Source organism: Rhodoferax potami (genome assembly GCF_032193765.1).
GTDB classification, from domain to species: domain Bacteria; phylum Pseudomonadota; class Gammaproteobacteria; order Burkholderiales; family Burkholderiaceae_C; genus Allorhodoferax; species Allorhodoferax potami.
Map to the genome: position 1 here is coordinate 29,324 of NZ_JAVBIJ010000001.1, position 26,617 is coordinate 55,940.

Here is a 26,617-nt window from a genome sequence, read left to right on the forward strand (position 1 = left end):
AAAGCCAAGGCATGATGGAGGGCATGAAGCTCTTTGTGATGACAGAAGCTTGCCCCTGTGGCCGGCAACACCAGAAAAAAACGCTCCCCTACGGCCAATGTTGTGGCCGTTGGCTGGAGAGCGAGTCCCCCGCCCCCGATGCCGAAAGTCTGATGCGCAGCCGCTACTGCGCCTTTGTGTTGGAGCGCGAGGCGTACCTTCTCAAAACCTGGCACGCCAGTAATCGGCCTGCGCGCATTGAGTTCGACCCCGGCGTCAAATGGTTGGGCTTGGACGTGCGCAGCCACACCGTGCAAGACGCCACCCATGCCGAGGTCGAATTCGTCGCTCGCCAAAAGCCGGCCAGCGGCGCGGCAGTGCGCTTGCACGAGCGCAGCCGCTTTGTGCGGGAGGCCGGAGCCTGGTTGTATGTGGATGGAGACCAACAATGAAATTTGAAGCCGTTTTGTTTGACTGCGATGGCGTGCTGGTGGACAGCGAGCTGATTACCAACGGCGTGTTGCGCGACATGCTGGCCGAGCAGGGCTGGGCCATGAGCCTCGAGGAGTGCATGGCCGTGTTTGTGGGCAAAGCCGTGATGGACGAGCGTGCCCGCATTGAAGCGGAAACCGGCAAGCCGCTCACGCCCGAGTGGATGGCGTCGTTCCGCGCGCGCCGCAATGCCGCGCTTATGGAGCATGCGCAGCCCATCCCCCACGCACCCGAAGCAATTGCCCGCATTCACGAAGCCTACGCCGGCAGAATAGCCTGCGCATCTGGCGCAGATTTGCCCAAGGTTCTGATGCAAATGGGCAAGACGGGCTTGTTGCCGTACTTCGAAGGGCGGGTGTTCAGCGGGCACGACTTGCCGCGCTCCAAGCCCCACCCTGACGTGTACCTGGCTGCGGCCGCCGCGCTGGGCGCAGACCCCACGCGCTGCGCCGTAGTGGAAGACACGGTCACCGGTGTTACGGCCGGTGTGGCGGCGGGTGCCATGGTGTTCGGCTATGCGCCACAAGGCGAGGGTCAGGCGCTGCTAGCGGCGGGCGCCGCAGAGGTGTTTGACTCCATGCAGGCATTGCCCGCGCTGCTGGGGGTGGTGGACGGTGCGGAGGGCACAGACCGATGATGCTTCGTTGGCTCGTGTGCTGCGTCGCGCTGGCAGTGGCCGGGTGCTCCACGCAAAAACCCTGGATCAATGAGCCCGTATCCACGGTGGCGCCAGACCCGCAGCGCAGCGCGGACGATGACCGCGATCCCACCATCCTGATGGCAGTGCTTTTTTCCGGTGGGGGTGCCCGGGCGGCGGCGTTCGGCTACGGGGTGCTCCTGGAGCTGCAGGCCAATCGATTTGAATGGGCCGGCCGCGACACCAACCTGCTGGACAAGGTGGACCTGGTGGGGGGCGTGTCGGGCGGCAGCATCGTGGCGGCTTACTTTGCGACCCACGGCTCTGCGCGCCTGCCGCGTTTCGAGCGCGAATACCTGCGGCAGGACTTTCAGGAGAACCTGTTGAGCTATGCGCTGCGGCCCGGCAACCTGGTGGCCTTGTCATCGCCGTGGTTTGGCCGCTCGCACCTGCTGGCAGAGCGCTTGGACAGCCTTTACGGCGGGGCCACTTTCGGCGATTTGGCAAGCCGCAAAGGCCACCCCGATTTGCTGATCACGGCGACCGATATGTCTTTGGGCACCGGTTTTGAGTTTTCCAAGGCGCAGTTCGACCTGATCTGCTCCAACCTGCAATCGGTGCCGGTGTCGTTTGCGGTGGCTGCTTCGTCGTCGGTGCCTTTGTTACTCAGCCCTGTGACCCTGCGCAATTTCGCGGGCCAGTGCGAGCCGCCCGAGGTGGTGGGCGACGCATGGGAAGACTACCGCACCCGCCTCTACCGCGAGCAGGCCCGCAGCTACTTGGACAGCAACAACCGCCCCTACATCCACTTGCTGGATGGCGGCCTGTCTGACAACCTGGGCGTGCGCCGCTTCCTGGACAGTGCGCTCGCCGAGGGCGGCTTGCGCCCGGTACTGCAGCGCGCCGGCATTGCAGCGGGCGTGGTGCGCAAGCTGGTGCTGGTGTCGGTGAACTCCGAACGGGACCCCTCCACCAACATCGACCAAAGTGATCGTTTGCCCGGCGCCGCCGAGGTGCTCGACACACTGGTCTTTGGTGCCGGAGCCCGGGCGACCAAAGAAACCCAGGAGTTTCTTGCCGATGTCACGCGCCAGTGGAAGGGCGAGCTGGCCCAACGCTTTCCGGGCGGCAAAGATGTGTTCGCCAATGATGCAGAAGTGCATGTGGTGCAGGTCAACCTGCGCGACGCCCCGGACGACCAAGACTTGCCCCAGCGTACCAAGCTGCTGCAGATCCCGACCGCCCTCACCATCCCGGGCGAGGATGTGACCCAGCTCATCGCAGCCGGCCGGGCCACGCTGAGGGAGTCGCCTGAGTTCAAGGCGCTCTTGCAAACCTTGCAGAAGAACCGCGCCCCCTAGCTGGCGCTGCCTGTCGGGCAGCGCCGGAGCGCATCAGGCGCGGGCACCCCCGACGCGGCGGAATTCGGCTGGCGTCTGCCCGGTCCAGCCCTTGAAGGCGCGGATAAAGCTTTTCTCGTTCTGAAAACCCGCCGCCTCTGCCACCTGCTTGATGGGCCGTTGGCTGCGCAAGAGCAGTTCGGTGGCCTTGTGGTGGCGCACGTCGTCTTTGAGGGTTTGTAGCGTCGTGCCTTCTTCCTTGAGCTGGCGGTGCAGGGTGCGGGGCGACACGTTCAGCAAACCGGCCAGCGCTTCTGCGCTGTGGGTGTCTTGCGGATGGTTGCTCAGCAGTTGCCGCACCTGCTGCCCCAGCAAGCGGTCGCGCCGGTACTGCAGCACGGTCAGGGGCAAGGCGTTTTGCAGCATCTGCTGCAAGGCTTTTTCGTCCCTCCGCAGCGGCAGGCGGAGGTAGCGCGCGTCGAAGTGGATGGCCGCTTGCGCTTCTCCGAATCGGGTGGGCCCGCCAAACAACACAGCGTAAGCGTCCTGGTGGGCGGGGGCTGCGAACGGAAAGCTCGCACCTTTCAAGGCAATGCGCGAGTCGATCAGCCAGCAGGCCACGCCCAATACGTTGCGCAACACCGAGACCATGCAGAACTCCCGGATTTGGAGTGCCAAACCAATGGCATGGTGCTTTTGCTCCGTGTCCCCCGCCCGCGTTGCGGGCTCCTCCTTGACCTGCGCAAAAGCCCCATGCCCTTGGTTCGGTGGGGTAGCGTTCTCGGTCAGCGTGATGCTGGCGATATCGCCTGCGGTGCTCAGCGTGAGCGTGATGTCCGGGGCAATCAGGCCGTGGTGGCGGCACCAGCGGCTTAAGGCTACGTGCAGGGTGGGGGCGCTGATAGAGGCGCGCACCAGCATGCCGTAGCTGCCCCAGGGCAACCTTCGGCTGAACCAGCCCAAGGCTTCGTCGTCCAGCTCGCGCATGGCTGCCCCGGACAGGCGCTCCATCTGCCAGGCGGTGATGCGGGCATCTGTTGCTTGCAGGGCATCTGGCGCAATCTGCGCCTGTGCAAGTGCCTTTGACGGGTCCTTGCCGTAGCGTGCATAGGCGTGCACCATGGCTCTGGCAAAAGCCATGGGGGTGGCGGCAACAGGGGTAGGTGCGGGCATCAAATGAGTGTGCCAAAAAATGTGCCTCTTGTGGCGCAATTTGCAACCTTTGCGGTGGAGCTCGCCCGGGCTCCCGCCGCACAATGCCACTTGACCGAACAACACTGACCGGATGCACCCCATGACGATGCTGGAATCCAAACTCAACCCGCGCTCTGCCGACTTTGTGGCCAACGCAGCCGCCATGCGCGCCCTGGTGGCTGACCTGAATGCCAAGATTGACAAGGCCGCGCTCGGCGGTGGCGACGCCGCCCGCGCCAAGCACACCGCCCGCGGCAAGTTGCTCCCGCGCGACCGCGTGGGCATGTTGTTGGACCCCGGCACCCCCTTTCTGGAGCTCTCCCCACTAGCTGCACTGGCCATGTACCCCGACCGCGATGGCACCGACAGCGCGCCCTGCGCCGGGGTGATTGCCGGTATCGGCCGGGTGAGCGGGGTGGACTGCATGATCGTCTGCAACGACGCCACGGTGAAGGGTGGCACTTATTACCCGCTCACCGTCAAGAAGCACCTGCGCGCCCAGGAAGTGGCCGCGCAAAACAACCTGCCGTGCATTTACCTGGTGGACTCCGGCGGCGCCAATTTGCCCAACCAGGACGAAGTGTTCCCGGATCGTGACCACTTTGGCCGTATTTTCTTTAACCAGGCCAACATGAGCGCGCAGGGCATTGCGCAAATTGCGGTGGTCATGGGTAGCTGTACCGCCGGTGGCGCCTATGTGCCCGCCATGAGCGACGAGACCATCATCGTTAAAAACCAGGGCACCATTTTCCTGGGTGGCCCGCCCCTGGTGAAGGCCGCGACGGGCGAGGTGGTGACTGCAGAAGACCTGGGCGGTGGCGATGTGCACACCCGCCTCTCCGGCGTGGCCGATCATCTGGCGCAGAATGATCTACACGCGCTGTCACTCGCGCGCGAGGCGATTGCGCATTTGAATAAGAAAAAGGCTCCGGCCGCCGAATTGCGTGCGCCGGTAGCTCCTAAATTTGTAGCGGAAGAGTTGTACGGAGTCATCCCCACCGATACCCGCAAACCCTTTGATGTGCGCGAAATCATCGCCCGCATCGTCGATGGTTCGGAGCTGCATGAGTTCAAGCCCCGCTACGGCACCACGCTGGTCTGCGGCTTTGCCCATGTGGAAGGCATGCCGGTAGGCATCATTGCCAACAACGGCATTCTGTTCAGCGAGTCAGCGCTCAAGGGCGCGCACTTTATTGAGCTGTGCTGCCAGCGCAAGATCCCGCTGGTGTTTTTGCAGAACATCACCGGTTTCATGGTCGGCCGCAAATACGAGAACGAAGGCATTGCCCGCAACGGCGCCAAGATGGTGACCGCGGTGGCCACAGCCGCTGTCCCTAAGTTCACCATCATCATTGGCGGCAGCTTTGGCGCTGGCAATTACGGCATGTGCGGTCGCGCCTACAGCCCCCGCTTTTTGTGGATGTGGCCCAACGCGCGCATCTCGGTCATGGGTGGCGAGCAGGCGGCCAGCGTGCTCGCCACCGTCAAGCGGGACGGCATTGAAGGCAAAGGCGGCAGCTGGAGCGCGGACGAAGAGGAAGCCTTCAAAGCCCCCATCCGCCAGCAATATGAAGAGCAGGGCCACCCCTATTTCGCCACCGCCCGCCTGTGGGACGACGGCATCATCGACCCCGCCGATACCCGCCGCGTGCTGGCGCTGGGGCTCAGCGCGTCGTTGAACGCACCCATACCCGACACCCAGTTCGGCGTGTTCCGCATGTAAGGCAAGGAAAGTTTATGTTCACCAAAATCCTCATTGCCAATCGTGGCGAAATTGCCTGCCGGGTGGCCGCCACTGCTGCGCGACTAGCTATCAAAACCGTAGCGGTCTATTCTGATGCCGATGCACACGCCAAACATGTCGCGGCGTGTGACGAAGCGGTGTACATCGGGGGCAGTGCGCCCAAAGACAGCTATTTGCGTTGGGAAAAAATCATCGAGGCGGCCAAGGCCACCGGCGCCCAAGCCATCCACCCCGGCTACGGTTTCCTGAGTGAAAACGAAGAGTTCGCCAACGCCTGTGCCGCCGCCGGCTTGGTGTTCATCGGGCCCCCGGCCAGCGCCATTCAGGCCATGGGCCTGAAAGCCGAATCCAAGCAGCTGATGGAAAAAGCCGGCGTACCGCTGGTGCCCGGCTACCACGCTGCAGACCAAGACCCGGCCCTGTTGCAGCGCGAGGCAGACCGCATCGGTTACCCGGTGCTCATCAAGGCCAGCGCAGGCGGTGGCGGTAAGGGCATGCGCGCGGTCGACAAGGCAGAAGACTTTGCCGACGCGCTGGCATCGTGCAAGCGCGAGGCCATCAACAGTTTTGGCGATGACGCGGTGCTGATTGAAAAATACGTGCAGCGCCCGCGCCATATCGAGATTCAGGTGTTTGGCGACACCCAGGGCAACTATGTGTACCTGTTCGAGCGCGACTGCTCGGTGCAGCGCCGCCACCAGAAGGTGCTGGAAGAAGCGCCCGCGCCGGGCATGACGCCCGCACTGCGCGCCCAGATGGGCCAGGCCGCCGTGGAAGCCGCCCGCGCCGTGAGCTATGTGGGCGCCGGCACGGTGGAGTTCATTGTTGAGCAGCCCGGCGGCTACGAGCACCCCGAAGCCATGAAGTTCTATTTCATGGAAATGAACACCCGCCTGCAGGTGGAGCACCCGGTCACCGAGGCCATCACCGGGTTGGACCTGGTGGAGTGGCAACTGCGCGTGGCCAGTGGTGAGCCTTTGCCTTTGCGCCAAGACGAGTTGCAAATCCACGGCCACGCCATCGAAGCCCGAATTTGCGCCGAGAACCCCGACAACAACTTCTTGCCGGCCACCGGCAGCTTGCAGGTGTACGGCCTCCCTCCCCATGTGACCTTTGTGCGCGCAGAGCGCGGCGTGCGGGTGGATTCCGGCGTGCGCGAGGGCGATGCCATCAGCCCGTTTTACGACTCCATGGTCGCCAAGCTGATCGTGCATGGCGCCACCCGCGAGGAGGCGCTGGCCCGGCTGGACGCTGCATTGGCGCAGACCCATATCGTGGGGCTGGCGACGAATGTGCAGTTCTTGCGGCATGTGACCACCAGTTCCTCGTTTGCTGCGGCCAAGCTGGACACGGCGCTGATTCCGCGCGAAGCAGACGCCTTGTTCCACCAAGACAAAGTGGGCTTGCCGATGGCCGCGGCGGCCTTGATTGCCCACACTTTGCAGGCGGGAGAACGCCAAGCCGCGCAGCCCGACGCCCATGGCTGGCAAGACCCCTGGGCCCAGCGCGATGGCTGGAAATCGCACGGTGCCCAAGTGCGCAGCTTTGCCCTCGAATACGCCGGCGAGCCGCACACCGCCCTGTTGCGCTCGGTGCGCGGTGGCGCGCTGGAGCTGACGGTGGGCGGGCAGACGTATCCGCTGCAGTGGGCCGCCCAAGGCGATGCACTGGATGTGCGCGTCGGTGAGCAGCGAAGCCTGGTAAATGTGTATGCAAATGGGGTTGTAGCCCATGTATTCACTGCGCGAGGTGCTACACAAATCATAGCGATTGACACGCTGGCCCATGCTGGCGACGCCCAGTCTGAAGGCGGCCGCCTGACCGCGCCTATGCCCGGCAAAGTGGTGTCGTTTGCGGTAAAGGCCGGCGATGTCGTCAAAAAGGGTCAGGCCCTCGCCGTCATGGAAGCCATGAAGATGGAGCACACGATTGCCGCGCCGGCCGATGGCACGGTAGGCGAACTTTTGTTTGCACCGGGCGACCAGGTGACCGAGGGCAGCGAGCTGCTGCGCATGGTGGTACCTGCCTGAGCGAAAGTAGCCCGCACTCCGGTGAAAATGCGGGCATGACAACACCTGTGCGCATTACCTATTACTCGGCCGATTTCGACGAGGCCAGCTGGATTCCCGGGCTGCAAGCCGCCGTTCCCGGCGCCGAGGTCACCCTCTGGCAGCCGGGTGCGCCGGCGGCAGACTATGCAGTGGTCTGGAAGCCCCCGCAGCAATTGCTGGACGAGCAACCGAGCTTGAAAGCCATCTTCAACACCGGTGCCGGTGTCGATGCCCTGATGAAGCTCAAGCTGCCAGCCGGCGTGCCGGTGATCCGCTTGGACGACGCCGGTATGTCGGTGCAAATGGCGGAATACGTGTGCCACGCGGTGATCCGCCACTTCCGTGAGTTTGATGGCTACGAGGCCGACATGGGGAGCGGCAAATGGTCGTTCCGCAAGCCGCGCAGCCGCATCGACTATCCCGTCGGCATTCTGGGGCTGGGGGTGTTGGGCGAGCGGGTGGCCAAGGCGGTGGCGCAGTTCGATTTTCTGGTGAATGGCTGGAGCCGTTCACCCAAAATGCTGGACGGCGTGCAGTGCTTTCACGGCGAGGCGCAGCTGCAAGACTTTCTGGCAGCCAGCCGCATCGTGGTGTGCCTGCTGCCCCTGACCTCTGAGACCGATAGCATTCTCAATGCCCGCACACTGGCCCATATCCGCTCCGGCGGCTATCTGATCAACGTGGCACGCGGCGCCCATGTGGTCGATGCTGATTTGCTCGCCGCCATCGACAGTGGCCACCTTGCCGGTGCCACGCTCGATGTGTTCCGGGTGGAGCCCTTGCCGCAGGGGCATGCCTTTTGGAACCATCCCAAAATCACCGTGACTCCACACACCTCGGCCCGCACCCTGCGCTCCGAGAGCATCGCCCAGATCGCCCGCAAGATTGCTGCGCTGCAAAGCGGGAAGACGGTGGCGGGGCTGGTGGATGCGGGGCGGGGCTACTAAGCCGCATGACCGATACAAAATCCGACCCGTTCTCAGTCTTGGCGCAGGCGCGCACCTCCGTGCGCGGCTTTACCGACCAGCCGGTGTCAGACGCTTTGTTGCATGAGCTGCTGGTGAGCGCGCGCTTGGCCCCTAGCGGTGCCAACTTGCAGCCGGGCAGCTTTGTCCAGGTGCGCGGTGCGGTGCGCGAAGCCTTGTCGCAAGCCATGTCTGCCGCTTATCGTGAAGGCCAGGCCGAGGCCGAGGACTACAGCTACTTTCCTGACCCTATGCCTGGCCATTTGCGCCGCCGGCAGGTGGCCGCGGCCCGTGCGCTGTACGACAGCATTGGCATTGCCCGCGAGGACCGGGCCGGGCGCGACCAGCAGTTTGAGCGCAACTTCCGCTTCTTTGATGCGCCAGTGGCGCTGGTAGTCACCATCGAGCGGGGCATGGGCAGTGGCTGCTTTATGGACTTGGGCATGACGCTTTACGGCTTGTTGCTGGCAGCCCAATCCCGCGGCCTTGCCAGTTGCGCCATCGGGGCACTGGCCTCCTACCCCACCCTGGTGCGCAGCCACTTGGGGCTGGGTGCCGAGAGCCAAGTGGTGTGTGGTGTAGCTTTGGGCTATGCCGACCCTGCCCAAGCCGTCAACAGCACCCGCACCGTGCGTGCCGAGTTGGACAGCTATTTCAAGGTAGTCGGCTAGAGCGCTTGGCAGATGTGGCAGGTTCAAGCGGCCGGGCTTAGCCCCGCCACTGCACCAGCGTCGCGGCCCCGATGCCGCCAGCGCCCGCCACTGATGCCAGCCCGTGGGCGCCTGCCTGCCCGAGGCGCTCCAAATCGGCCAGCACTCGCACCAGGGCGATGGCGCCGGAGGCGCCGATGGGGTGGCCTCTTGCAATACCTCCGCCCAAGCGGTTGATGGCGTCCGGCTCCAAGCCCAGTGCGCTGCAATAAGCCAGGCCTTGCACCGCAAACGCATCATGCAGCTCCACCACCGCGCAGTCTTGTGCCTGCGGCAGGCCACCGCGCTGCAGCGCTTTGCGGGTGGCCGCTTCTGCAGCCAGCAAAGGCATGGCTGGGTCCAGGCCTACTGAGGTCGAGGCGCGCCACTGCGCGGGTGGCGTAACCTGCAAACGGGCAGCTGCCGCCGCCGTCATCAAGAGCACCATGGCAGCTCCATCGGCACGGGTGGAAATCGCAAGGGTGCTCACCGCACAGTCGGTTTCCGCAAGGCTACCTGTGCCACGCGCTTGCACCGGCAGGCGCTGTGCTGCGCGGGCGCTGACTAGGCGAGGGTAGGTGTCGTGGGTCAATCCGGCCACCGGAACAATTTCTGCAGCCAAGGCCGTCTGGTGGTGCACTGCGCGGGCGTGGCTTTGCACCGCGTAGCTATCTTGGGTGCTGCGGGCGATGCGGTGGGCCTCGGCATAGTCCGCAGCAGCCTGCAGCAGATCGGGGTCACGGGCCGGGTCCGGGGCAAACGCGGGGCGTTCATAGGCTATCGGAGTCTCGCCCGGATCAAGCGGGCGGTGTTGCCGGATCGGGGCGCGGCTCCATGCCTCGACCCCACCTGCCACTACGACCTCGGCCTGACCGCTGGCCAGCATTCCGGCGGCAAGGGCAATGGCATCCAGTCCAGCGCAGCACTGGGTGTCGATAGTGAGCGCCGCACAACGGTCCGGCAGGCCGGCTGCCAGCGCCACCATGCGAGCGGGGTTACCGCCTGCACCCAAGGCGTTGCCAAGGATGACCGCATCCACATCGGCTGCTGCCAAGCCTGCGCGCTGCAGCAGCGCTTGTAGCACAGGGGCGCCAATGTCATGGGCTGCGAGCGCTCTGAACGCCCCGCCATGCGGCGCGACGGCGCTGCGCGCCCACCCGGCGATCAGAGGATGGTGGTCAGGCATGGTGAGCTGTCAGGGTGGTGGGGGGCCGTTTCCAGCAAACGCCCGAGGGCGAGATGGTCGGTTTTGCCGCTCGCGGTAAAGGCCCAATCGGCGTGCGCCCACAAGCGGCGGGGGACCTTGAAGGCTTCCAGCCGCGCCCGGCACCAGGCCTGCACTTCTTGCAGGCTAGGGTGCGCCATGCCTGCTGTAAGTGCCGCAAATTGCACGATGGCGACCACTTGGGCGCCCCGCTGTGCATCCGGCAGGCCATGCACCGAGGCGCGGGCGATGGCGGGGTGCGATTCGAGCACCGTCTCCAGCTCTTCGGGGAACAGCTTTTTGGCCATGGTGACCAGCATGCGGCTCTCGCGGCCTGCCACCCGGAGGCGGCCCTGGGGGTCAATGTGGCCGAGGTCGCGCACACACACCCAATCGCCATCGCGCAGAGCGGCGGTGTGATCGGCGTCAGTGGCCACATAGTCCATGAACAGCATCGGGCTGCACACGTAAATCAATCCGTCCGGGCTGTCTGGGGTGGCTCCGCGCACGTCCAGCTCGACCGTGTCAAAAGGCTGGCCCACCAGGTTGTCCGGCAGGTCGGCGTGGGATTCGGTCCAGGCAATGAAACTGGTTTCCGAGGCCCCATAAAACTCAATAATCCGGGCCTGCGGAAACAAGGCTTGCAGGGCTGGTGTGTGCCCGCGGGGCCAGCGCGCGCCACTGATCAAAATCAGCTGAACGTCAGGCACCGGCGGGAGCTGGCGGTGCTGTGCCCACTCCAGCATCAGGAGCAACTGGCTGGGCACGGCCACGAGGCACGGTGTCTGCCCCGAGCGCAAAGTAGCCAGTGCGGCGGCTGCGGAAAACTGCTCTTGCACCACCACACCGCCACCGGTCCACAGCCCGAGCAGCATGCCGAACAAAAACAGCGAGTGGGAGTCGCGCCCCGGTGCCAGAATGCAGCCGCCCGCTGCCGGGCCGAAGGTGCGCAGGCAGACGTCAAAACTCTCAGTCCATGACTGGTGGTGGCGTCTAAAGCCTTTGGGCAGGCCGGTGCTGCCGGAAGTAAAGCCGGTGTAGAAGGGGCTCCAAGGGGTGGGTGCGCTGTTGTCGTGCGGTGTGACAGGCAAGCGCTCGCGCACCGCCTGCAACACAGCGGGGGGCCACGCGGGGTCGCTCACCGCGGCGCAGCGGCCACTGGCGACCGTGCCCATGAAAGCCACCAAGCGCTCTAACAAGGGAAGGCTGGCGTCTTGCAGCACCGTGGCCGGAGCGCCTGCAGTGCGCAGAGCTGCCGCGTGGGCATCGACCCGGGCTGCAAATTCCGCAAAACTGATATCACCCGCCTCGCTGCGGATGGCCGGGTGTGCACCCCGCTCAGTGGCCCAGCGGGCCAGCCGGCTGTGCACCAGCTCCGGGGCGGTAGTGGACATCAGGTATTGCGTTTGCCGAATTGCCAGTCAGGCAGCCCGCGTGCCACGGTGTGGCACACCACGGCGGTCAGGACGCACTTGATCAGGTCACCCGGCACAAAGGCGCTGGTGCCGATCAGGGCCTGGGTCAGGCTCATGCCAGCAATGCCCATCAGCCCGACCACGCCGCTGGCGTGGATCACCAGCAGGCCGCCCAAGGCCGACGCCACAAAGGCGCTCAGCGCGATCTGGCGTGGGGAGCCCGAGGGCAGGGTGTACATGACCAAACCGGTCACGAAGGCACCGATGGGCCATGCCACCAGGTAGCCGGCCGCCGGTGTCATGAAGACACCGAAGCCACCCCGTCCGCCTGACAACAAGGGCAGGCCGATAGCCACCGCCACCATGAACAAAAAGAGCGCCTGAAAGGCACGACGGGGCCCCAGCAAGCAGCCCGCCAACATCACGCCCAGGGTTTGCAGAGTGATGGGAACGCCCAGCGGGAGGTCAATTTTCGGGATCAGGCCCAGGACCGCCATCAGGGCGGCAAAGAGGGCGACGAGGGCGAATGATTGGTTGCGTTGCATTCTGTAGGGGTCTCACAAAAAGTGCCGGGCTACTCACCCAGCCGGACGTCGAGTGTATCGGCCACGCGGCGCGCGGTTTGCAGCATCTGGATGGTGAGTGGCGCCAGCAGCTTGATGCCCCCGCCCTTGCCGGTGCGCAGGCGGTACGCGTCGTCCAGACGCTTCCACACCACGAAGAAATGTTCCACAAACCGCAGCATCAGCGCGAGCTGCAAGGCAAAGCGGTCTGCACGCACGCCCAAAGGCGCCAGGGGCGTGAGCAGGCGCTCCAGCACGGCCTGCAAGTCGCCGCTGCGGGTGGTGAGCGTGAGCGCAATACTGAGCAAAGAGGCGGCCACCATGCGCAGCACACTCACCAGGCCCACCAGCGGCTGTTGCAAAACGGCGTGAAACAGCAGCACCAGCGCAGCCGCAATCCCCAAGGCTTTGAGCAGCCGTCCGGCTGGGCGCATGGCAGCACCCAGCGACACAAACAGGGCGACCGATGCGGCGCAGGCCAGACTGAGGGCGACAGGTGTGCTTAGCCAGAACACCCCGGTACTGAGCAGCACCAGTAGCCCCAGTTTCCAGCCGGCGGGCACGGCGTGCAGCCAGGTGCGGTGTTCGCTGTACAGGCTGCCCATGGCTCAGGTGACCTTGGCGGTGCGGGCTGCAATGCGCGCGGCGACATCGGCCCGGTAGTCGGCGCACACCGTTACCGGGTGGCCGTCTGCCCGGACCCGGCCCTGCTCGAGCCAGATCACCCGGTCAAAGTCTTGCAGGTGTTCCAGCACATGGGTGGACACGATAACTTGTTGCCTGACCCGGGCCAGATCGCTGTGCAGCAAGGCCTGGCTGGGCAGGTCCAGGCTGGCAAAAGGCTCGTCTAGCAAGATCAGCGCGGGCTGGGTCAGCAGAATGGCCAACCAGCACACATGCTGCCGCTGCCCCTGGCTGAGGCTGCTGATGGCGCGCTCGGCCCAGTCCGGCAAACCGCGTGTCGCTAAAAAAGCGCGGGCTTGGGCGATGGCTTCGCGCCGGGGCAAGCCGGTGGCTGTCAAGCCCAGCGCGAGTTCTTCCTGGACGGTGGGGAAAACAATCTGGTCGTCCGGGTTCTGAAACATCATGCCCACCAGGTTGGGGCGCTGCGCATTGATGCGGTAGGCCGGCAGCCCTTGCACCGAGACGCTGCCGGTATGGGGGGCTTCCAAACCGCAGGCCAAGCGGAACAAGCTGCTTTTACCCGCACCGTTGTCGCCGATAAGGCCGATGCGTGGTTCGTGCAGGTTCAGGGTCAGGTCGTCAAAAACCAGGGTGTTGCCCCGTTTCAGGCCGGCTTGGGTGATGCTTAGCAAAAGGAGCGCCTTGGGAGTCTGGTGGGGTGGTTCGGGGGAGTCTGTGAATATACCAATGCACCCGCAGAGGGCCATGCGGTTCGCGGTTTAATACGAGCTATGAACACACCTTCCCGCGTCAAGATCATTGATGTAGGCCCGCGTGACGGCCTGCAAAACGAAAAGCAACCGGTTCCGGCGGCCATCAAGGTCGAATTGGTGCACCGCCTGCAGGCGGCCGGGCTGAAAGAGATTGAGGTCACCAGCTTTGTGTCCCCGAAATGGGTGCCACAAATGGGCGACAACGCGGAGGTCATGGCGGGCGTGCAGCGCCAGGCCGGTGTGCGCTATTCGGTGCTCACGCCCAATATGAAGGGCTATGAAGCTGCGGTCTCCAGCCGCCCGGATGAGATCGTGGTTTTTGGTGCTGCCAGCGAGGCGTTCAGCCAAAAGAACATCAACTGCTCCATTGAGGAAAGCATTGAGCGCTTCCGCCCGGTGGCGCAGGCCGCTAAAGCGGCAGGCATCGCGGTGCGCGGCGCGATCTCGTGTGCGGTAGGCTGCCCTTACGAGGGCGAAATTGCCCCGGAGCGGGTAGCCCTGGTCGCCCGGCTGATGCGCGACATCGGGGTGGAGCACGTGGGCGTGGCTGACACTATCGGTGTGGGTACCCCGCTCAAAGTGCAGCGCGCCCTGGATGCCACCTTGCAGTACTACAGCGTGGACGAGGTATCCGGCCATTTCCACGACACCTATGGCATGGCTTTGGCCAATACCTTGGCGACTTTGGAGTTGGGTATCTGGCACTTTGACACCTCGGTCGCCGGCTTGGGGGGCTGCCCTTATGCCAAGGGTGCGACCGGCAATGTGGCTTCTGAGGACGTGGTGTACATGCTGCACGGCATGGGCATTGAAACCGGAATTGACCTGGACAAGCTGATCGACGCAGGCCAGTTCATCAGCGACTTTTTGGGGCGCAAACCACATTCGCGCGCCGCCAACGCCCTGCTGGCCAAGCGCTTGGGCTGAACAACAACATGTGTGGAGCTGAATTGACTGAATTACCCGAAGGCGTGCAGCGCGTAGCGGCTGCATTACAAGACAAAAACCACCCCCATGGACCGCTCATGCTCGATGGTGCGGCCCGCACCGCGCAGCAGGCGGCCGATGCCTTGGGCGTTGCCGTGGGGCAAATTGCCAAGAGCATCATCTTCAAGCGGGTGGAAGACGACGCCGCCGTTTTGGTGGTGACCTCCGGCGATCGCCGGGTCGATGAGGCCAAGGTGGCCGCTTTGGTGGGCCCGCTGGCGCGCGCCAACGCGGCCTTCGTCAAAGAGCGCACAGGCTTTTCGATCGGCGGCGTGAGTCCTGTGGCGCACGCCATGCCGGGTGTCACCCTGATCGACCGTGAGCTGTTCCGCTTCGAGCAGGTGTGGGCGGCAGCGGGGCACCCGCACGGGGTGTTTCAGTTGCAGCCGCAAGATCTGGTGGCGCTGACCGGCGCGCCCGTGGCCGATGTGGTGGAAGCGCCGGAAGAAGAAAATGTGCTCGATGCCCTAGCGCGTGAAAATGCTATCAAAATGCTAGCTGCTCGCGCACTATCGGTGAGCGCTATGGCCGAAAACATTCCAAGCCCTTGTGTGAATGTGTGTCGCATGGACACGGGCAGCGGTTTGTGTGAAGGGTGTTTCCGGACGATTGAAGACATCCGTGAATGGGGCCGCAGCGACGATGCCGCCAAAAAAGCCATGTGGGTGCAGATCACCGAGCGCTTGCAGCAAACCCACCCCACCGCCTTTGCCTGAGGCTCTTCATGAAGCAAATCACGTTTTACCTGGACTTCATTTCACCTTACGCCTTTTTGGCGTTTGAGGAATTGCCGCGCGCCTTGATGGGGCTCAGCTACAGCGTGCACTACAAGCCGGTGTTTTTGGGTGGCTTGCTGAAGCACAACGCCGTTTTGGGGCCTGCCGAAGTGCCGCCCAAGCGCGAGTGGATTTACCGGCATGTGCAATGGCTGGCCCGGCAGCAGGGTGTGGCGCTCGACTTTCCGGCCCAGCACCCGTTCAACCCCTTGGGCCTGCTGCGTTTGGCGATCGCCACCGGGCATGACGGTTTGCCCAACCGGTATGTGTGCGAAACCTTGTTCAAACACGTTTGGCAGGGCGGCGCTGATGCGGCAGACCCTGCACGCTTGCAGGCGCTGACCGATGCTTTGGCCCCCGCCCGCGCGCCTGCGGACGAGAGTGTGAAAGCCCAACTCAAACAGCACAGCGACGACGCAATTGCCGCGCGGGTTTTTGGTGTGCCGAGTTTTGAGGTGGACGGGCGGGTGTTCTGGGGGCTGGACGCCCTGCCGATGCTGCGCGCTTACCTCGAGGGTGATAGCTGGTTCACATCGGCAGCTTGGGATGGCGTAAATGCCATCCCGTCTGCCATCCCCTTGCGGGGGTAGTGCGGCGCGGCCTGTTTCAATACGGGAACAGGCGGAAGCACAAAATCGCGACGATCGTCGGGGGGAGCGCCCCCATCAGCAAGCCCAGGGGCGAGATGGCACCTTCGTTGAAGGTGGATTTCAATATCGAGGCGCCTGCAGGGTTGGGTGCGTTGGCAATGATGGTCAAGCCACCGCCGGTTACTGCGCCGGTGAGCAACGCGTATTTGAATTCCGGGGTCAGCCCCTCGACGAGTGAGCCGAGATAGGTCAGTGCCGCGTTGTCGGTGATGGCCGTCAGGGCCGTCGCGCCGAAATACACCGTGGTCTCGTTCATGCTCAGCAGCAAAGGTTGCAGCCACCATTGCTGCATACCACCCAGGACCACCAGGCCGCCGAGGAAGAAGGCCACAAGCAAGCCCTCACGCAAAATCAAGCGCTCTTGCTGGTAAGCCGGGTAGGCCGCCACCACGCCCATGAACAGCAAAAACACGGCAATGAAGGCCGCAGGGTGGTGGGCAAAAATCACAATCACTACCAGGAATGCCAGGTGCAAGCTCACCATCCATCCCGGTACCCCGGTGTAGGGGGACTGGGTGGAGTAGGGCATGGTCTTGAGTTCTTTGGCATACAGGAAGGTGAGAACCCCCGCGTTGATAAACACCGCGATGGCTGCTTTCCAACCCACGTGGGTGAGCATGTACACGATGTCCAGGTTCCACTTGGCCGCGACCATCAGTACCGGCGGGGCGGCAAAGTGGGTCAGGGTGCCGCCGATGGAGATGTTGACAAACAGCACCCCGAGTGCAGCGTATTGCAGGCGCCGAGAGGCTTTGGCAAAGACGGTGTCTTTCATCAAGAGCGCTGCCAGGGTCATGGCCGCAGGCTCCGTGATGAAGGAGCCCAGCAAAGGCACGATGCCCAGTGCTGTGAAGAAAAACGCCATGGTCCGGTTCATCGGGAGAATCCGCACAATGGCCTGCACCGCGGCCGAGGACACTTGCAACACGGGTTTGCTGGCGGCCACCACCATGATGGCAAACACAAACAGGGGTTCGGTGAAGTTGCGGCTGTCGAGGTACTGCATCGCCGCAGCAAAGCCTTCCATGATGCCCATCAGGGTCATGAAAATCATCGCCCACACGCCAAACACAATTTCCACCTCCGCCAACAAATGCCACACCCCGGCATGGGCGGGGCGTGTGTGGGCCAAGTGTTCAAAAAACTTGGTCGAAAAAGTGTGGATCAATGCCAGCGCAAACAGGCCTGCGGCCACGGCTTGCATGGTTGTCGGGTTCATGGTTTGTGTCTCCTGTCGAGCCCTTGTGGGTCTCTTTATGGTTCGGGGCGTCGGAATTGTAGGCACGGGCCTGCTCGCGGAGCCTGAAGGCTCGCTGAACACTTCACGGGCCGTAATTTCGTCAGCAAGCCCCTCGCGGGTATACCCTTGAAGCCCGTCAATATGCCGTGATGTGAAAAGCCCCCGCAGGGTTTAACCCTATTCTGTCAGAGGGGCGTCAGTTTGGCGCAAGCCAGCGTTGGTTTCGCGTCAGAGCAGGGTCAGTGGGCACTCCAAGAATACGCCCAAGCCTTCATGTCGGGGGCTGGACATAACGATTGGAGACAAACATGGCAAACGCAGCCGCACGTCCGATGTCGGCAGAAGAGAAGAAAGTTATCTTCGCTTCGTCGCTCGGTACCGTTTTCGAGTGGTACGACTTTTACCTGTACGGTTCTTTGGCAGCCATCATTGCCAAACAGTTCTTCAGCGGACTGGACGAGGGCTCCGCTTTCATCTTTGCGCTGTTGGCGTTTGCCGCCGGCTTTATCGTGCGTCCTTTCGGCGCGCTGGTATTCGGCCGTTTGGGCGACATGATCGGCCGCAAGTACACCTTCCTGGTGACCATCCTGATCATGGGCTTGTCCACCTTCATCGTGGGCTTGCTGCCTAACTACGCCGCCATCGGTGTAGCCGCTCCCGTCATCCTGATCATCTTGCGCTTGCTGCAAGGTCTGGCCTTGGGTGGTGAGTACGGTGGCGCAGCGACTTACGTTGCTGAGCACGCACCCCACGGCAAGCGTGGTGAATACACCGCTTGGATCCAAACCACTGCGACTCTGGGCCTGTTCCTGTCGTTGATGGTGATCTTGGGTACCCGCACTGCCATCGGCGAAGAAGCCTTTGCAGACTGGGGCTGGCGCGTTCCGTTCCTGGTGTCCGTGATCATGCTCGGTATTTCGGTCTACATCCGTTTGAGCATGAACGAGTCGCCTGCCTTCCAGAAAATGAAGTCTGAAGGCAAGACCTCCAAGGCTCCTCTCTCTGAGTCGTTCGGCCAGTGGAAAAACCTGAAGATCGTGATCTTGGCCCTGATCGGCTTGGTCATGGGTCAGGCCGTGGTCTGGTACACAGGCCAGTTCTATGCGCTGTTCTTCTTGACACAAGCGCTGAAGGTGGACGGCCCGACTGCCAACATCATGGTGGCGATCTCTTTGATCATTGCGACCCCGTTCTTCATTGTGTTCGGTTCCTTGTCTGACAAGATCGGCCGCAAGAAGATCATCCTGGCAGGTTGCTTGTTGGGTGCTCTGTCGTACTTCCCCGTGTTCAAGATGTTGACCGAAGCGGCCAACCCTGACCTCGCCAAGGCACAAGCCAATGCGCAAGTGACCGTGACTGCTGACCCTGCGGAATGTTCTTTCCAGTTCAACCCCACAGGTACCAAAAAGTTCACAACGACTTGCGACATTGCCAAGCAACGTTTGGCCAGCGCCTCTGTGTCGTATGAAAACGTAGTGGCTCCCGCCGGTACACCTGCCATCATCAAGGTGGGCGAGACTGTGGTGAACGTCAAGTACAGCGCTGAAGACGTCGCTGCCGCCAAGGCCAAAGCCGAAGCCAAACTGGCTGAGTTGTCTGCTGCTAGCCCAGCGGATGAAAAAGCGGTGGCTGCTGCCAAGAAGTCTGTCGCTGACCTGAGCAACGAAAAGACCGCTGGTGCTACTCTGTTGAGCTCCAACCTGGCTGCTGCTTTGAAGGCCGCTGGCTACCCCGCCAAGGCTGACATGGCCAAGTTCGACAAGGTCAAGGTCGTGATGATCCTTACCTACCTGGTGATTTTGGTCACCATGGTGTACGGCCCCATTGCCGCGATGCTGGTCGAAATGTTCCCGACCCGTATCCGTTACACCTCCATGAGCTTGCCTTACCACATCGGTAACGGCTGGTTCGGTGGCCTGATGCCTACGACCGCCTTTGCGATCGTGGCCCAGACCGGTAACATGTACAACGGTTTGTGGTATCCGATCATCATCGCCTCTGCGACCTTCGTCATTGGCTTATTGTTTGTGAAAGAAACCAAAGACGTCGATATCTACGCAGACGACTGATCGGCTTCAAGTAGTGAGTGAGCGCCCCGGCGGGAGAAGCCGGGGCAATTTCCAAGCTCTCCGCTCCGGAGGGCTTTTTTTTTGAAAGAAATGGTATGTGGAAATTAGCGGTAGGTTTTGCATTGTTTGCCGGTCTAGGGCTGTACATGATCAGCACCGGCGGTGACATCGACATGGGTGGCGAGAAGCACGGTGCAGACGCGATGCACTCCGAGGCTCCCGCACCTGCGGCCTCTGCGGCAGCACCTGCCGCAAGCGAAGCGAAGTAAATTTCGCCTGGCTAGGGAAAACGAGGGGGCCTGTGGGCCCCTTTTTTATGGGAATTCAAGGGCGGAGTCCTAGAATTCCGATCTATGAAATTCACAAAAACAGACGTTGGACAAGCCGCTTTTAAAGAAAGGTCGCCGCTTTTTTCTGCGCGGCAGCGATCTGCTTTCATTCTGTTTGATGGTCAAAAAACGGCTGATCAAGTCTTGCAGGCCACTGCAGGCATGGGCCTGGTGGCTGGTGATATTGATTACATGGTGGCGCAAGGCTTTTTGGCGCCTACTCAGGCGACGCCAGCAACGGCTTTGCCGGTGGCTGCCTCTGCCCCATTGATAGAGCAGGCAGAAGACGCGGCCCTGGCGGTCGTGCCCGTGAGTAACCGGACGCCGCAGGAGCGCTACAGCGATGCCAAACCCATTGCCACCCAGATCACTGCCAGTCTGGGCCTGCGGGGTTTCATGCTCAACCTGTCGGTCGAATCGGCGGCCGGTTTTGATGACTTGTTGGCCCTGCTGCCCAAGATCCAGAACGCCGCGGGTGTAAAGGCCTGCCGCGAGCTGGAGCGTGCCCTGAAAGGGTAAAGCCACAGGCCCCCCGTAGGGCGGGGAAAGCTCCCTAGAATGTCTCTCCCCACCTAGAGAGCATTCATCATGACCCAGGGCACCATCCGCATTCGCGGAGCGCGACAGCACAATCTCAAGAACCTTGATCTGGACATCCGCACAGGTGAACTGACCGTGGTCACCGGGCCCAGCGGGTCGGGGAAATCCAGCCTGGTGTTTGACACGCTGTACGCCGAGGGCCAGCGCCGCTACGTGGAAACCTTCAGCGCCTATGCGCGCCAGTTTCTGGACCGCATGGACAAGCCGGCCGTCGACAAGGTGGAGGGTGTGCCCCCTGCGATTGCGATTGACCAGACCAACCCGGTGCGCTCGAGCCGGTCGACCGTGGGCACGATGACGGAGCTCAACGACCACCTCAAGCTCTTGTTTTCCCGCGCGGGCAGCCTGTTTGACAAAGACACTGCGCAGCCGGTCCAGCACGACACCCCCGAGACGATTTACACCACGCTACTGCAGCGCGCTGCTGCCGAGGGCAACCCGCGCCTGGTGCTGACCTTTCCTGTAGAGCTACCGGGCAACGCCACCCCTGACGAAGTAACCCAGTGGCTGAGTGCCAGCGGCTTCACGCGGGTGCAGGCGGAGCGCGAGGTGTCGACCGTCAATGGCGTGCGCAAAGTGCTGGATGTGGTGGCAGACCGCTTCCGCATCGATGGGGTGGAAAAAGCGCGTGTGCTGGAAGCCATTGAGACCTCACTAAAGCGCGGCAGCGGGCGTTTGAATGCTTATGTATTAAAAGAGTCTGTAGCCCAGGTGGATAGTGTGCAAGCTGCTCCTAAAATCATAGCAAATACAGCCCCTGAAATCTGGCGCTTCTCGACTGGTCTGCATTGTCCGCAAAGCGATATTCGCTATACCGACCCGATTGCGTCGATGTTCAGCTTCAACTCAGCGGTGGGCGCCTGCGACGCATGCCGCGGCTTCGGGCGGGTGGTGGGGGTGGACTATGGCTTGGTCATTCCTAACGACAAACTCACCCTGCGTGCTGGTGCGGTCAAACCGATGCAAACGCCCGCATGGCAAGAGTGCCAGGACGACCTGATGCGCCACGCCGAAGCCAGCGGCATACCGCGCGACACGCCTTGGTACAAGCTGACGCAAGAGCAAAAAAACTGGGTGCTCAAGGGCTCGCCCAATTGGAACGGCAAGTGGAACCAGCACTGGTTCGGTGTGGACCGGTTCTTTGAATACCTGGAGACCAAGGCCTACAAGATGCACATCCGGGTGCTCTTGTCCAAATACCGCAGCTACACCACCTGCCCGACTTGCAATGGATCCCGCCTGAAAACCGAGAGCCTGCTCTGGCGCATTGGCACCAAAGAGCAAGCCGACATGGCGCTGGACCCGGCCAAGCGGTTCATGCCCAAGGGTGTGAAGTGGTCGCGTGAGCAACTCGAGGCTCTGCCTGGTTTGTCCTTGCACGACTTTATGTTGATGCCGCTGGACCGGCTCAAGCGATTTTTTGATGCGCTGCAATCCGATCTGGGCATCTTCAGTGGGGCGGTCTCCTCGGAGCAAACCTCCAATACACCCACAGCCTCAGAGGCCGAGCACAAAACCCTCAAGCTCTTGTTCGAAGAGGTCGGTACCCGCCTCAAATACCTGTGCGACGTGGGCATCGGCTACCTCACGCTGGACCGCCAGAGCCGCACACTGAGTGGAGGCGAGGTGCAGCGCATCAACCTCACCACCGCGCTGGGCACCTCGCTGGTGAACACCCTATTCGTGTTGGATGAACCCAGCATCGGACTGCACCCGCGAGACATGAACCGCATCATCGTGGCCATGCAGCGCCTGCGCGATGCCGGCAACACGCTGGTGGTGGTGGAGCATGACCCTGCAGTGATGCTGGCGGCAGACCGCATGATCGACATGGGCCCCGGCCCGGGTGAAAAGGGCGGCCAGATCGTGTTTGACGGCACCACCGAAGCGCTGAAGGGCGCAGACACCATGACCGGCGCTTACCTGGGCGGCCGCAAGCAGGTGGGCATGGGCTTCAAGCGCATGGTCGCACCCAACCACCCGCGCCTGATTCTGGAAGGTGTCACCGAGCACAACCTCAAAAATGTGTCGGTGGAGATTCCGCTGCAGCGCCTCGTGTGCGTCACCGGGGTCTCCGGTTCCGGCAAATCCACGCTGATTCAAGACGTGCTGGCTCCCGCTTTGTTGCGCCACTTCGGCAAAGCCACCGAAACACCAGGCGCCCACACCAGCCTGCTGGGTGCGGAGCAGCTCAGCGACATGGTGTTTGTGGACCAGTCGCCCATTGGTAAAACGGCACGCTCCAACCCGGTGAGCTATGTGGGCGCGTGGGACGCGATCCGCGAGTTGTTTGCGGGCGCTGCCTTGTCCAAGGAGCGCAGCTATACCGCCGCCAAGTTCAGCTTCAACAGCGGCGATGGCCGCTGCCCCACCTGCGGCGGCTCGGGCTTTGAGCACGTTGAAATGCAGTTCCTGAGCGACGTGTACTTGCGTTGCCCGGATTGCGATGGCAAGCGTTACCGCCCCGAGATTCTGGAAGTGACGATTGAGCGCAAGGGCCGTAATGTCAATGTGGCCGATGTGCTGGGGCTCACCGTGAGCGAAGCCGCGGACTTGTTCAGCGCCGACCGCGAAGTCATCCGCGTGCTGCAACCCATTGTGGATGTGGGGTTGGAATATGTGAAGCTGGGCCAGCCTGTGCCCACGCTGTCGGGTGGTGAGGCGCAACGACTCAAGCTCGCAGGCTTTCTGGCCGAAGCGGCCAAAAGCGCTAGCTCCAGCAAGCAGTTCCTTGCGCGCAAGGGCTCGCTCTTCATGCTGGACGAGCCGACCACCGGCCTGCACTTTGAAGACATTGCCAAGCTCATGCGCGCCTTGCGCAAGTTGCTGGACGCCGGGCATTCCCTGGTGGTGATTGAGCACAACCTGGATGTGATTCGCGCCTCGGACTGGTTGATTGATCTCGGCCCCGAGGGCGGGGATGCGGGCGGCCAGGTGGTAGCGTATGGCACGCCGGAAGACCTGTTGTTGCATGCCACATCGCACACGGGTAAGGCGTTGCGGGAATACGCGGCTTCGATGGGAGTGGTGCATGAGGTGGCGGAGTCTTCGGCTACGTTTACTTCTGTTGCTGCGGCGGACGGGCTCACGCCGGGCGCCTCATACGCTCGCGCTGCGAGCTCGAAATCGGCTTCCGGCGCGAGCCCATCCGCCTCCGGGGCGGGCGTGGTCGACACGTCGAAATCCATTCGTATCGTCAATGCGAAGGAGCACAACCTCAAGTCTTTGTCGGTGGATATTCCGCGCGGCAAGTTCAGCGTGGTCACTGGCGTGTCCGGGTCCGGTAAATCGACGCTGGCGTTCGACATCCTGTTCAACGAAGGGCAGCGGCGTTACCTCGAATCTTTGAATGCCTATGCACGTTCCATCGTGCAACCTGCAGGTCGCCCTGAGGTGGATGCGGTGTATGGCATTCCACCCACGGTGGCGATTGAGCAGCGGCTCTCGCGCGGCGGGCGCAAATCCACGGTAGGTACCACTACCGAGGTGTGGCACTTCCTGCGCTTGCTTTATGTGAAGCTGGGCACTCAGCATTGCTTCAAAGACGGTGCGGCCGTGGAGCCGCAGTCCGCAGACAGCATTGCGGCCCAGTTGCTCAAGAACTACCGCGGCCAGCACATCGGCCTGTTGGCACCACTGGTGCAGGGGCGCAAGGGCGTGTACACCGAGTTGGCCGACTGGGCGCGACCCAAGGGTTTCACGCACCTGCGGGTGGACGGCAACTTTTTGCCCACCAGCGGTTTCCCGCGGATTGACCGTTTCAAGGAACACAACATTGAGCTGCCCGTGGCCAGCCTGGACGTGACCCCTGCCAACGAGTCCGCGCTGCGCACCGCGCTGGCGGACGCGCTCACCCACGGCAAGGGCGTGGTCTATGTGCTGAGCGACATTGGCAGCTTGCGGGAGGTGATGGCTGCCGGTGAGTCGGCTGCAGGCGTAGGCAAGGTGCAGGTGTTTTCTACCAAGCGCGCTTGCCCGGTGTGCGCGACCTCGTATGCCGAGCTGGACCCGCGCTTGTTCTCGTACAACAGCAAACACGGCTGGTGCCCGGACTGCGTAGGCACCGGCGTGGCGCTCACCAAAGAGCAGCGCAAGGTGTTTGACGACTCGGTCAAGGACGATGACAACAAGGGCCGCGAGCAGACCTTTGCCGAGGCCGACATCGAAGACCTGCACGACAAAGCCTGCTCCACTTGCAACGGCACGCGCCTGAATGCCACGGCGCGCAATGTCAAATTTGCGGGTGTGGGCATCACCGACATTGCACGTCTCAGCGTGACCGATGTGCGCCAGTGGGTGCAGACCCTGCAAGTGGCCGGCGGCATGACGACCCGCGAGGGCGATATCGCCCGCGATCTGGTGCCGGAGATTCGCAGCCGCCTCGAGTTCTTGGAAGAGGTGGGCTTAGGCTACCTCACGCTGGATCGCGGTGCGCCCACACTGAGTGGCGGTGAGGCACAGCGCATCCGCCTCGCAGCGCAGCTGGGTAGCAACCTGCAAGGTGTTTGCTACGTGCTGGATGAGCCAACCATTGGCTTGCACGCACGCGACAACAAAATCCTGTTGGGTGCCTTGCAGTCTTTAAGCGACAAGGGCAACACGCTGGTCGTGGTGGAACACGACGAAGACACCATCCGCCATGCGGACCACATCATCGACATCGGGCCGAGCGCGGGTAAACGCGGTGGTCGCTTGGTGGCGCAGGGCTCCATTGCGGATGTGCAGAAGGCGCCTGAGTCGCAGACAGGGCGGTATTTGTTGCATGCGATGAAGCACCCCTTGGCGTTGCGTCGTGGCATGGTGTCGTTTGCGGAGACATTGGCGCTGGACGCGGCGGAGGCGCTTACGCCGGGCGCCTCATACGCTCGCGATGCGAGCTCGAAATCGGCTTCCGGCGCAAGCACCTCCACCGCGAGTGCGGGTAAGCCAGCCAAAAAACTCAGTGCCAAAGCACAGAAAGCCGCTGTGGAGGCGGCGCGCATCCTCGACAGCGCAGCCGCCAATACGGAGCTAGCAGAACGCACCAAAGTTGCCGCCGAATACGCCGCATTAGCCGACCGTCGTACCGCCCAAATGTCCGTCGCAGCCGCGGGTAGCCCGGCAGCGGGTGACGATTTGGAGCTCGCAAAGCGAGTGGTTGAGGAGCCCGGTGCCGGGCTACCAATGGCGGGTTCAGCAACTACAGCCGCAACGTACAAACCAAAAATCGACTGGCTCACAGTCCACAACGCCACCATGCACAACCTGCAAGGTGTGACCGCCCATGTGCCACTCAAACGCCTGGTGGCCATCACCGGCGTTAGCGGTTCCGGTAAATCCACCCTGGCGCGTGACGTGTTGCTGGCCAACGTGCAAACCGCCGTGCAAAAGCGCAGCACCAAAGCCGGTCGCGATGCCTTGGAGGCCGGTGAAAAAATCGACTGGCTCGGCTGCGAAGGCGTGACCGGCTATGAGTCCATAGACCGCGTGCTCGAAGTGGACCAAACGCCCATCGGCAAAACACCACGCTCCTGCCCGGCCACCTATATCGGCTTCTGGGACACCATCCGCAAACTGTTTGCCGACACGCTGGAAGCCAAGGCGCGCGGCTATGCGGCCAACCGCTTCAGCTTCAACACCGGCGAAGGTCGCTGCCCGAGCTGCGAAGGGCAGGGCATGCGCACCATCGGCATGAGCTTCCTGCCGGATGTCAAAGTGGTGTGCGAAACCTGCAAGGGTGCGCGCTTCAACCCGGAAACGCTGGCAGTCACCTGGCGCGGCAAAAACATCGGCGACGTGCTGCAGATGGAAGTGGACGAAGCGGTCGATTTCTTCGCGGCCATGCCAGTCATTGCCCACCCTCTGCAGCTGCTCAAAGACGTGGGCCTGGGCTACCTCACGCTGGGACAGCCGTCACCCACATTGAGTGGCGGCGAGGCACAGCGCATCAAGCTGGTCACCGAACTCAGCAAGGTGCGCGACGACGTGGGCAAGCGCGGCAACAAAGTGCCGCACACGCTCTACGTGCTGGACGAGCCTACTGTTGGCCTCCACATGGCTGATGTGGAAAAGCTCATCCATGTACTGCACCGCCTGGTCAACGGCGGCCACAGCGTGGTGGTGATTGAGCATGACCTTGATGTGATCGCCGAAGCCGACTGGGTGCTGGACCTTGGGCCTGAGGGCGGCAACGGCGGTGGCCGCGTGGTGGCCGCCACCACGCCGGAGGACGTGGTCAAGCTGGGTACGCACACCGGCAAGGCGTTGGAGGCAGTGCTCTCTCGCTGACGACGTGCATCCTGCTGACAATGGGTAAC

21 protein-coding genes are annotated in these 26,617 nt (G+C 62.7%); 14 read left to right on the forward strand and 7 right to left on the reverse strand.

The window, feature by feature from the left end; translation table 11 throughout:
• Window positions 1-11 precede the first annotated feature (11 nt).
• From RAE21_RS00135 to RAE21_RS00145, 3 genes are read left to right on the forward strand one after another with little or no spacing between them, the layout of a single operon-like run.
• The gene (locus tag RAE21_RS00135; RefSeq protein WP_313879581.1) at window positions 12-431 is read left to right on the forward strand and encodes a YchJ family protein; all 420 of its coding nucleotides are present in this window, start codon (window positions 12-14) and stop codon (window positions 429-431) included.
• A complete protein-coding gene (locus RAE21_RS00140) occupies window positions 428-1,108 on the forward strand; it encodes an HAD family hydrolase (protein WP_313879582.1) in 681 nt (226 codons plus the stop codon). Before RAE21_RS00135 ends, RAE21_RS00140 begins: the two co-directional genes overlap by 4 nt.
• Window positions 1,105-2,469, forward strand: coding sequence for a patatin-like phospholipase family protein (locus RAE21_RS00145; protein WP_313879583.1), 1,365 nt, complete (start codon window positions 1,105-1,107; stop codon window positions 2,467-2,469). The genes RAE21_RS00140 and RAE21_RS00145 overlap by 4 nt, the downstream gene beginning before the upstream one ends.
• Before the next feature lie 33 nt (window positions 2,470-2,502).
• Here RAE21_RS00145 and RAE21_RS00150 read toward each other — a convergent pair whose 3' ends face one another.
• Window positions 2,503-3,621, reverse strand: a complete 1,119-nt coding sequence (locus RAE21_RS00150) for an AraC family transcriptional regulator (protein WP_313879584.1) — start codon at window positions 3,619-3,621, stop codon at window positions 2,503-2,505.
• A 121-nt stretch (window positions 3,622-3,742) separates the two neighbouring features.
• Between RAE21_RS00150 and RAE21_RS00155 the strand changes: the two genes are divergently transcribed.
• Genes RAE21_RS00155 through RAE21_RS00170 form a run of 4 tightly spaced genes read left to right on the forward strand, consistent with a single transcriptional unit; the run spans window position 3,743 to window position 9,073 of the window.
• Entirely contained in the window at window positions 3,743-5,365 is a 1,623-nt protein-coding gene (locus RAE21_RS00155; protein ID WP_313879585.1) for a carboxyl transferase domain-containing protein, read from the forward strand.
• A 14-nt stretch (window positions 5,366-5,379) separates the two neighbouring features.
• The gene (locus tag RAE21_RS00160; RefSeq protein WP_313879586.1) at window positions 5,380-7,416 is read left to right on the forward strand and encodes an acetyl/propionyl/methylcrotonyl-CoA carboxylase subunit alpha; all 2,037 of its coding nucleotides are present in this window, start codon (window positions 5,380-5,382) and stop codon (window positions 7,414-7,416) included.
• Window positions 7,417-7,463: 47 nt separating this feature from the next.
• A complete protein-coding gene (locus RAE21_RS00165; protein WP_428984047.1) occupies window positions 7,464-8,384 on the forward strand; it encodes a 2-hydroxyacid dehydrogenase in 921 nt (306 codons plus the stop codon).
• Window positions 8,385-8,389: 5 nt separating this feature from the next.
• Entirely contained in the window at window positions 8,390-9,073 is a 684-nt protein-coding gene (locus tag RAE21_RS00170; RefSeq protein WP_313879588.1) for a nitroreductase, read from the forward strand.
• A gap of 37 nt (window positions 9,074-9,110) precedes the next feature.
• On the opposite strand, the gene RAE21_RS00175 is transcribed toward RAE21_RS00170, so the two are convergent.
• Genes RAE21_RS00175 through RAE21_RS00195 form a run of 5 tightly spaced genes read right to left on the reverse strand, consistent with a single transcriptional unit; the run spans window position 9,111 to window position 13,664 of the window.
• Window positions 9,111-10,277 carry a thiolase family protein gene (locus RAE21_RS00175; RefSeq protein ID WP_313879589.1) on the reverse strand — a complete coding sequence of 389 codons (1,167 nt, stop codon included), beginning with the start codon at window positions 10,275-10,277 and terminating at the stop codon, window positions 9,111-9,113.
• Window positions 10,256-11,689 carry an AMP-binding protein gene (locus tag RAE21_RS00180; protein WP_313879590.1) on the reverse strand — a complete coding sequence of 478 codons (1,434 nt, stop codon included), beginning with the start codon at window positions 11,687-11,689 and terminating at the stop codon, window positions 10,256-10,258. The genes RAE21_RS00175 and RAE21_RS00180 overlap by 22 nt, the downstream gene beginning before the upstream one ends.
• Window positions 11,689-12,255: a biotin transporter BioY gene (locus RAE21_RS00185; protein WP_313879591.1), complete on the reverse strand. Its 567-nt coding sequence runs from the start codon at window positions 12,253-12,255 to the stop codon at window positions 11,689-11,691. Before RAE21_RS00185 ends, RAE21_RS00180 begins: the two co-directional genes overlap by 1 nt.
• Window positions 12,256-12,284: 29 nt before the next feature.
• On the reverse strand, window positions 12,285-12,878 hold the full coding sequence (locus tag RAE21_RS00190) for an energy-coupling factor transporter transmembrane component T family protein (RefSeq protein ID WP_313879592.1): 594 nt from the start codon (window positions 12,876-12,878) through the stop codon (window positions 12,285-12,287).
• A gap of 3 nt (window positions 12,879-12,881) precedes the next feature.
• A complete protein-coding gene (locus RAE21_RS00195; RefSeq protein ID WP_428983948.1) occupies window positions 12,882-13,664 on the reverse strand; it encodes an energy-coupling factor ABC transporter ATP-binding protein in 783 nt (260 codons plus the stop codon).
• A gap of 24 nt (window positions 13,665-13,688) precedes the next feature.
• Here RAE21_RS00195 and RAE21_RS00200 point away from each other — a divergent pair, with 24 nt between their 5' ends.
• Genes RAE21_RS00200 through RAE21_RS00210 form a run of 3 tightly spaced genes read left to right on the forward strand, consistent with a single transcriptional unit; the run spans window position 13,689 to window position 16,023 of the window.
• Entirely contained in the window at window positions 13,689-14,597 is a 909-nt protein-coding gene (locus tag RAE21_RS00200) for a hydroxymethylglutaryl-CoA lyase (RefSeq protein ID WP_313879594.1), read from the forward strand.
• A gap of 23 nt (window positions 14,598-14,620) precedes the next feature.
• Window positions 14,621-15,373, forward strand: coding sequence for a YbaK/EbsC family protein (locus tag RAE21_RS00205; RefSeq protein ID WP_313879595.1), 753 nt, complete (start codon window positions 14,621-14,623; stop codon window positions 15,371-15,373).
• An 8-nt stretch (window positions 15,374-15,381) separates the two neighbouring features.
• Window positions 15,382-16,023 (forward strand): 2-hydroxychromene-2-carboxylate isomerase, encoded by a 642-nt coding sequence (locus tag RAE21_RS00210; RefSeq protein WP_313879596.1) that lies wholly within the window; start codon window positions 15,382-15,384, stop codon window positions 16,021-16,023.
• A gap of 16 nt (window positions 16,024-16,039) precedes the next feature.
• On the opposite strand, the gene RAE21_RS00215 is transcribed toward RAE21_RS00210, so the two are convergent.
• Window positions 16,040-17,302, reverse strand: coding sequence for a putative Na+/H+ antiporter (locus RAE21_RS00215; RefSeq protein WP_313879597.1), 1,263 nt, complete (start codon window positions 17,300-17,302; stop codon window positions 16,040-16,042).
• A 329-nt stretch (window positions 17,303-17,631) separates the two neighbouring features.
• On the opposite strand from RAE21_RS00215, the gene RAE21_RS00220 reads away from it, so the two are divergent.
• The 4 genes from RAE21_RS00220 to uvrA all read left to right on the forward strand — a co-directional run bounded on the left by RAE21_RS00220 (window position 17,632) and on the right by uvrA (window position 26,588).
• Window positions 17,632-19,392 (forward strand): MFS transporter, encoded by a 1,761-nt coding sequence (locus RAE21_RS00220; RefSeq protein ID WP_313879598.1) that lies wholly within the window; start codon window positions 17,632-17,634, stop codon window positions 19,390-19,392.
• A gap of 95 nt (window positions 19,393-19,487) precedes the next feature.
• Window positions 19,488-19,661, forward strand: a complete 174-nt coding sequence (locus tag RAE21_RS00225) for a hypothetical protein (RefSeq protein ID WP_313874100.1) — start codon at window positions 19,488-19,490, stop codon at window positions 19,659-19,661.
• Window positions 19,662-19,745: 84 nt separating this feature from the next.
• Window positions 19,746-20,240, forward strand: coding sequence for a hypothetical protein (locus tag RAE21_RS00230; RefSeq protein WP_313879599.1), 495 nt, complete (start codon window positions 19,746-19,748; stop codon window positions 20,238-20,240).
• Window positions 20,241-20,309: 69 nt separating this feature from the next.
• The gene (uvrA, locus tag RAE21_RS00235; protein WP_313879600.1) at window positions 20,310-26,588 is read left to right on the forward strand and encodes an excinuclease ABC subunit UvrA; all 6,279 of its coding nucleotides are present in this window, start codon (window positions 20,310-20,312) and stop codon (window positions 26,586-26,588) included.
• Window positions 26,589-26,617 lie beyond the last annotated feature (29 nt).

Bases quoted from the DNA above. Each gene is read 5' to 3' on its own strand.
- RAE21_RS00135 (WP_313879581.1), top strand. From the start codon at position 12: ATGATGGAGGGCATGAAGCTCTTTGTGATGACAGAAGCTTGCCCCTGT.
- RAE21_RS00140 (WP_313879582.1), top strand. From the start codon at position 428: ATGAAATTTGAAGCCGTTTTGTTTGACTGCGATGGCGTGCTGGTGGAC.
- RAE21_RS00145 (WP_313879583.1), top strand. From the start codon at position 1,105: ATGATGCTTCGTTGGCTCGTGTGCTGCGTCGCGCTGGCAGTGGCCGGG.
- RAE21_RS00150 (WP_313879584.1), bottom strand. From the start codon at position 3,621: ATGCCCGCACCTACCCCTGTTGCCGCCACCCCCATGGCTTTTGCCAGA.
- RAE21_RS00155 (WP_313879585.1), top strand. From the start codon at position 3,743: ATGACGATGCTGGAATCCAAACTCAACCCGCGCTCTGCCGACTTTGTG.
- RAE21_RS00160 (WP_313879586.1), top strand. From the start codon at position 5,380: ATGTTCACCAAAATCCTCATTGCCAATCGTGGCGAAATTGCCTGCCGG.
- RAE21_RS00170 (WP_313879588.1), top strand. From the start codon at position 8,390: ATGACCGATACAAAATCCGACCCGTTCTCAGTCTTGGCGCAGGCGCGC.
- RAE21_RS00175 (WP_313879589.1), bottom strand. From the start codon at position 10,277: ATGCCTGACCACCATCCTCTGATCGCCGGGTGGGCGCGCAGCGCCGTC.
- RAE21_RS00180 (WP_313879590.1), bottom strand. From the start codon at position 11,689: ATGTCCACTACCGCCCCGGAGCTGGTGCACAGCCGGCTGGCCCGCTGG.
- RAE21_RS00185 (WP_313879591.1), bottom strand. From the start codon at position 12,255: ATGCAACGCAACCAATCATTCGCCCTCGTCGCCCTCTTTGCCGCCCTG.
- RAE21_RS00190 (WP_313879592.1), bottom strand. From the start codon at position 12,878: ATGGGCAGCCTGTACAGCGAACACCGCACCTGGCTGCACGCCGTGCCC.
- RAE21_RS00195 (WP_428983948.1), bottom strand. From the start codon at position 13,664: ATGGCCCTCTGCGGGTGCATTGGTATATTCACAGACTCCCCCGAACCA.
- RAE21_RS00200 (WP_313879594.1), top strand. From the start codon at position 13,689: ATGAACACACCTTCCCGCGTCAAGATCATTGATGTAGGCCCGCGTGAC.
- RAE21_RS00210 (WP_313879596.1), top strand. From the start codon at position 15,382: ATGAAGCAAATCACGTTTTACCTGGACTTCATTTCACCTTACGCCTTT.
- RAE21_RS00215 (WP_313879597.1), bottom strand. From the start codon at position 17,302: ATGAACCCGACAACCATGCAAGCCGTGGCCGCAGGCCTGTTTGCGCTG.
- RAE21_RS00220 (WP_313879598.1), top strand. From the start codon at position 17,632: ATGGCAAACGCAGCCGCACGTCCGATGTCGGCAGAAGAGAAGAAAGTT.
- RAE21_RS00225 (WP_313874100.1), top strand. From the start codon at position 19,488: ATGTGGAAATTAGCGGTAGGTTTTGCATTGTTTGCCGGTCTAGGGCTG.
- RAE21_RS00230 (WP_313879599.1), top strand. From the start codon at position 19,746: ATGAAATTCACAAAAACAGACGTTGGACAAGCCGCTTTTAAAGAAAGG.
- uvrA (WP_313879600.1), top strand. From the start codon at position 20,310: ATGACCCAGGGCACCATCCGCATTCGCGGAGCGCGACAGCACAATCTC.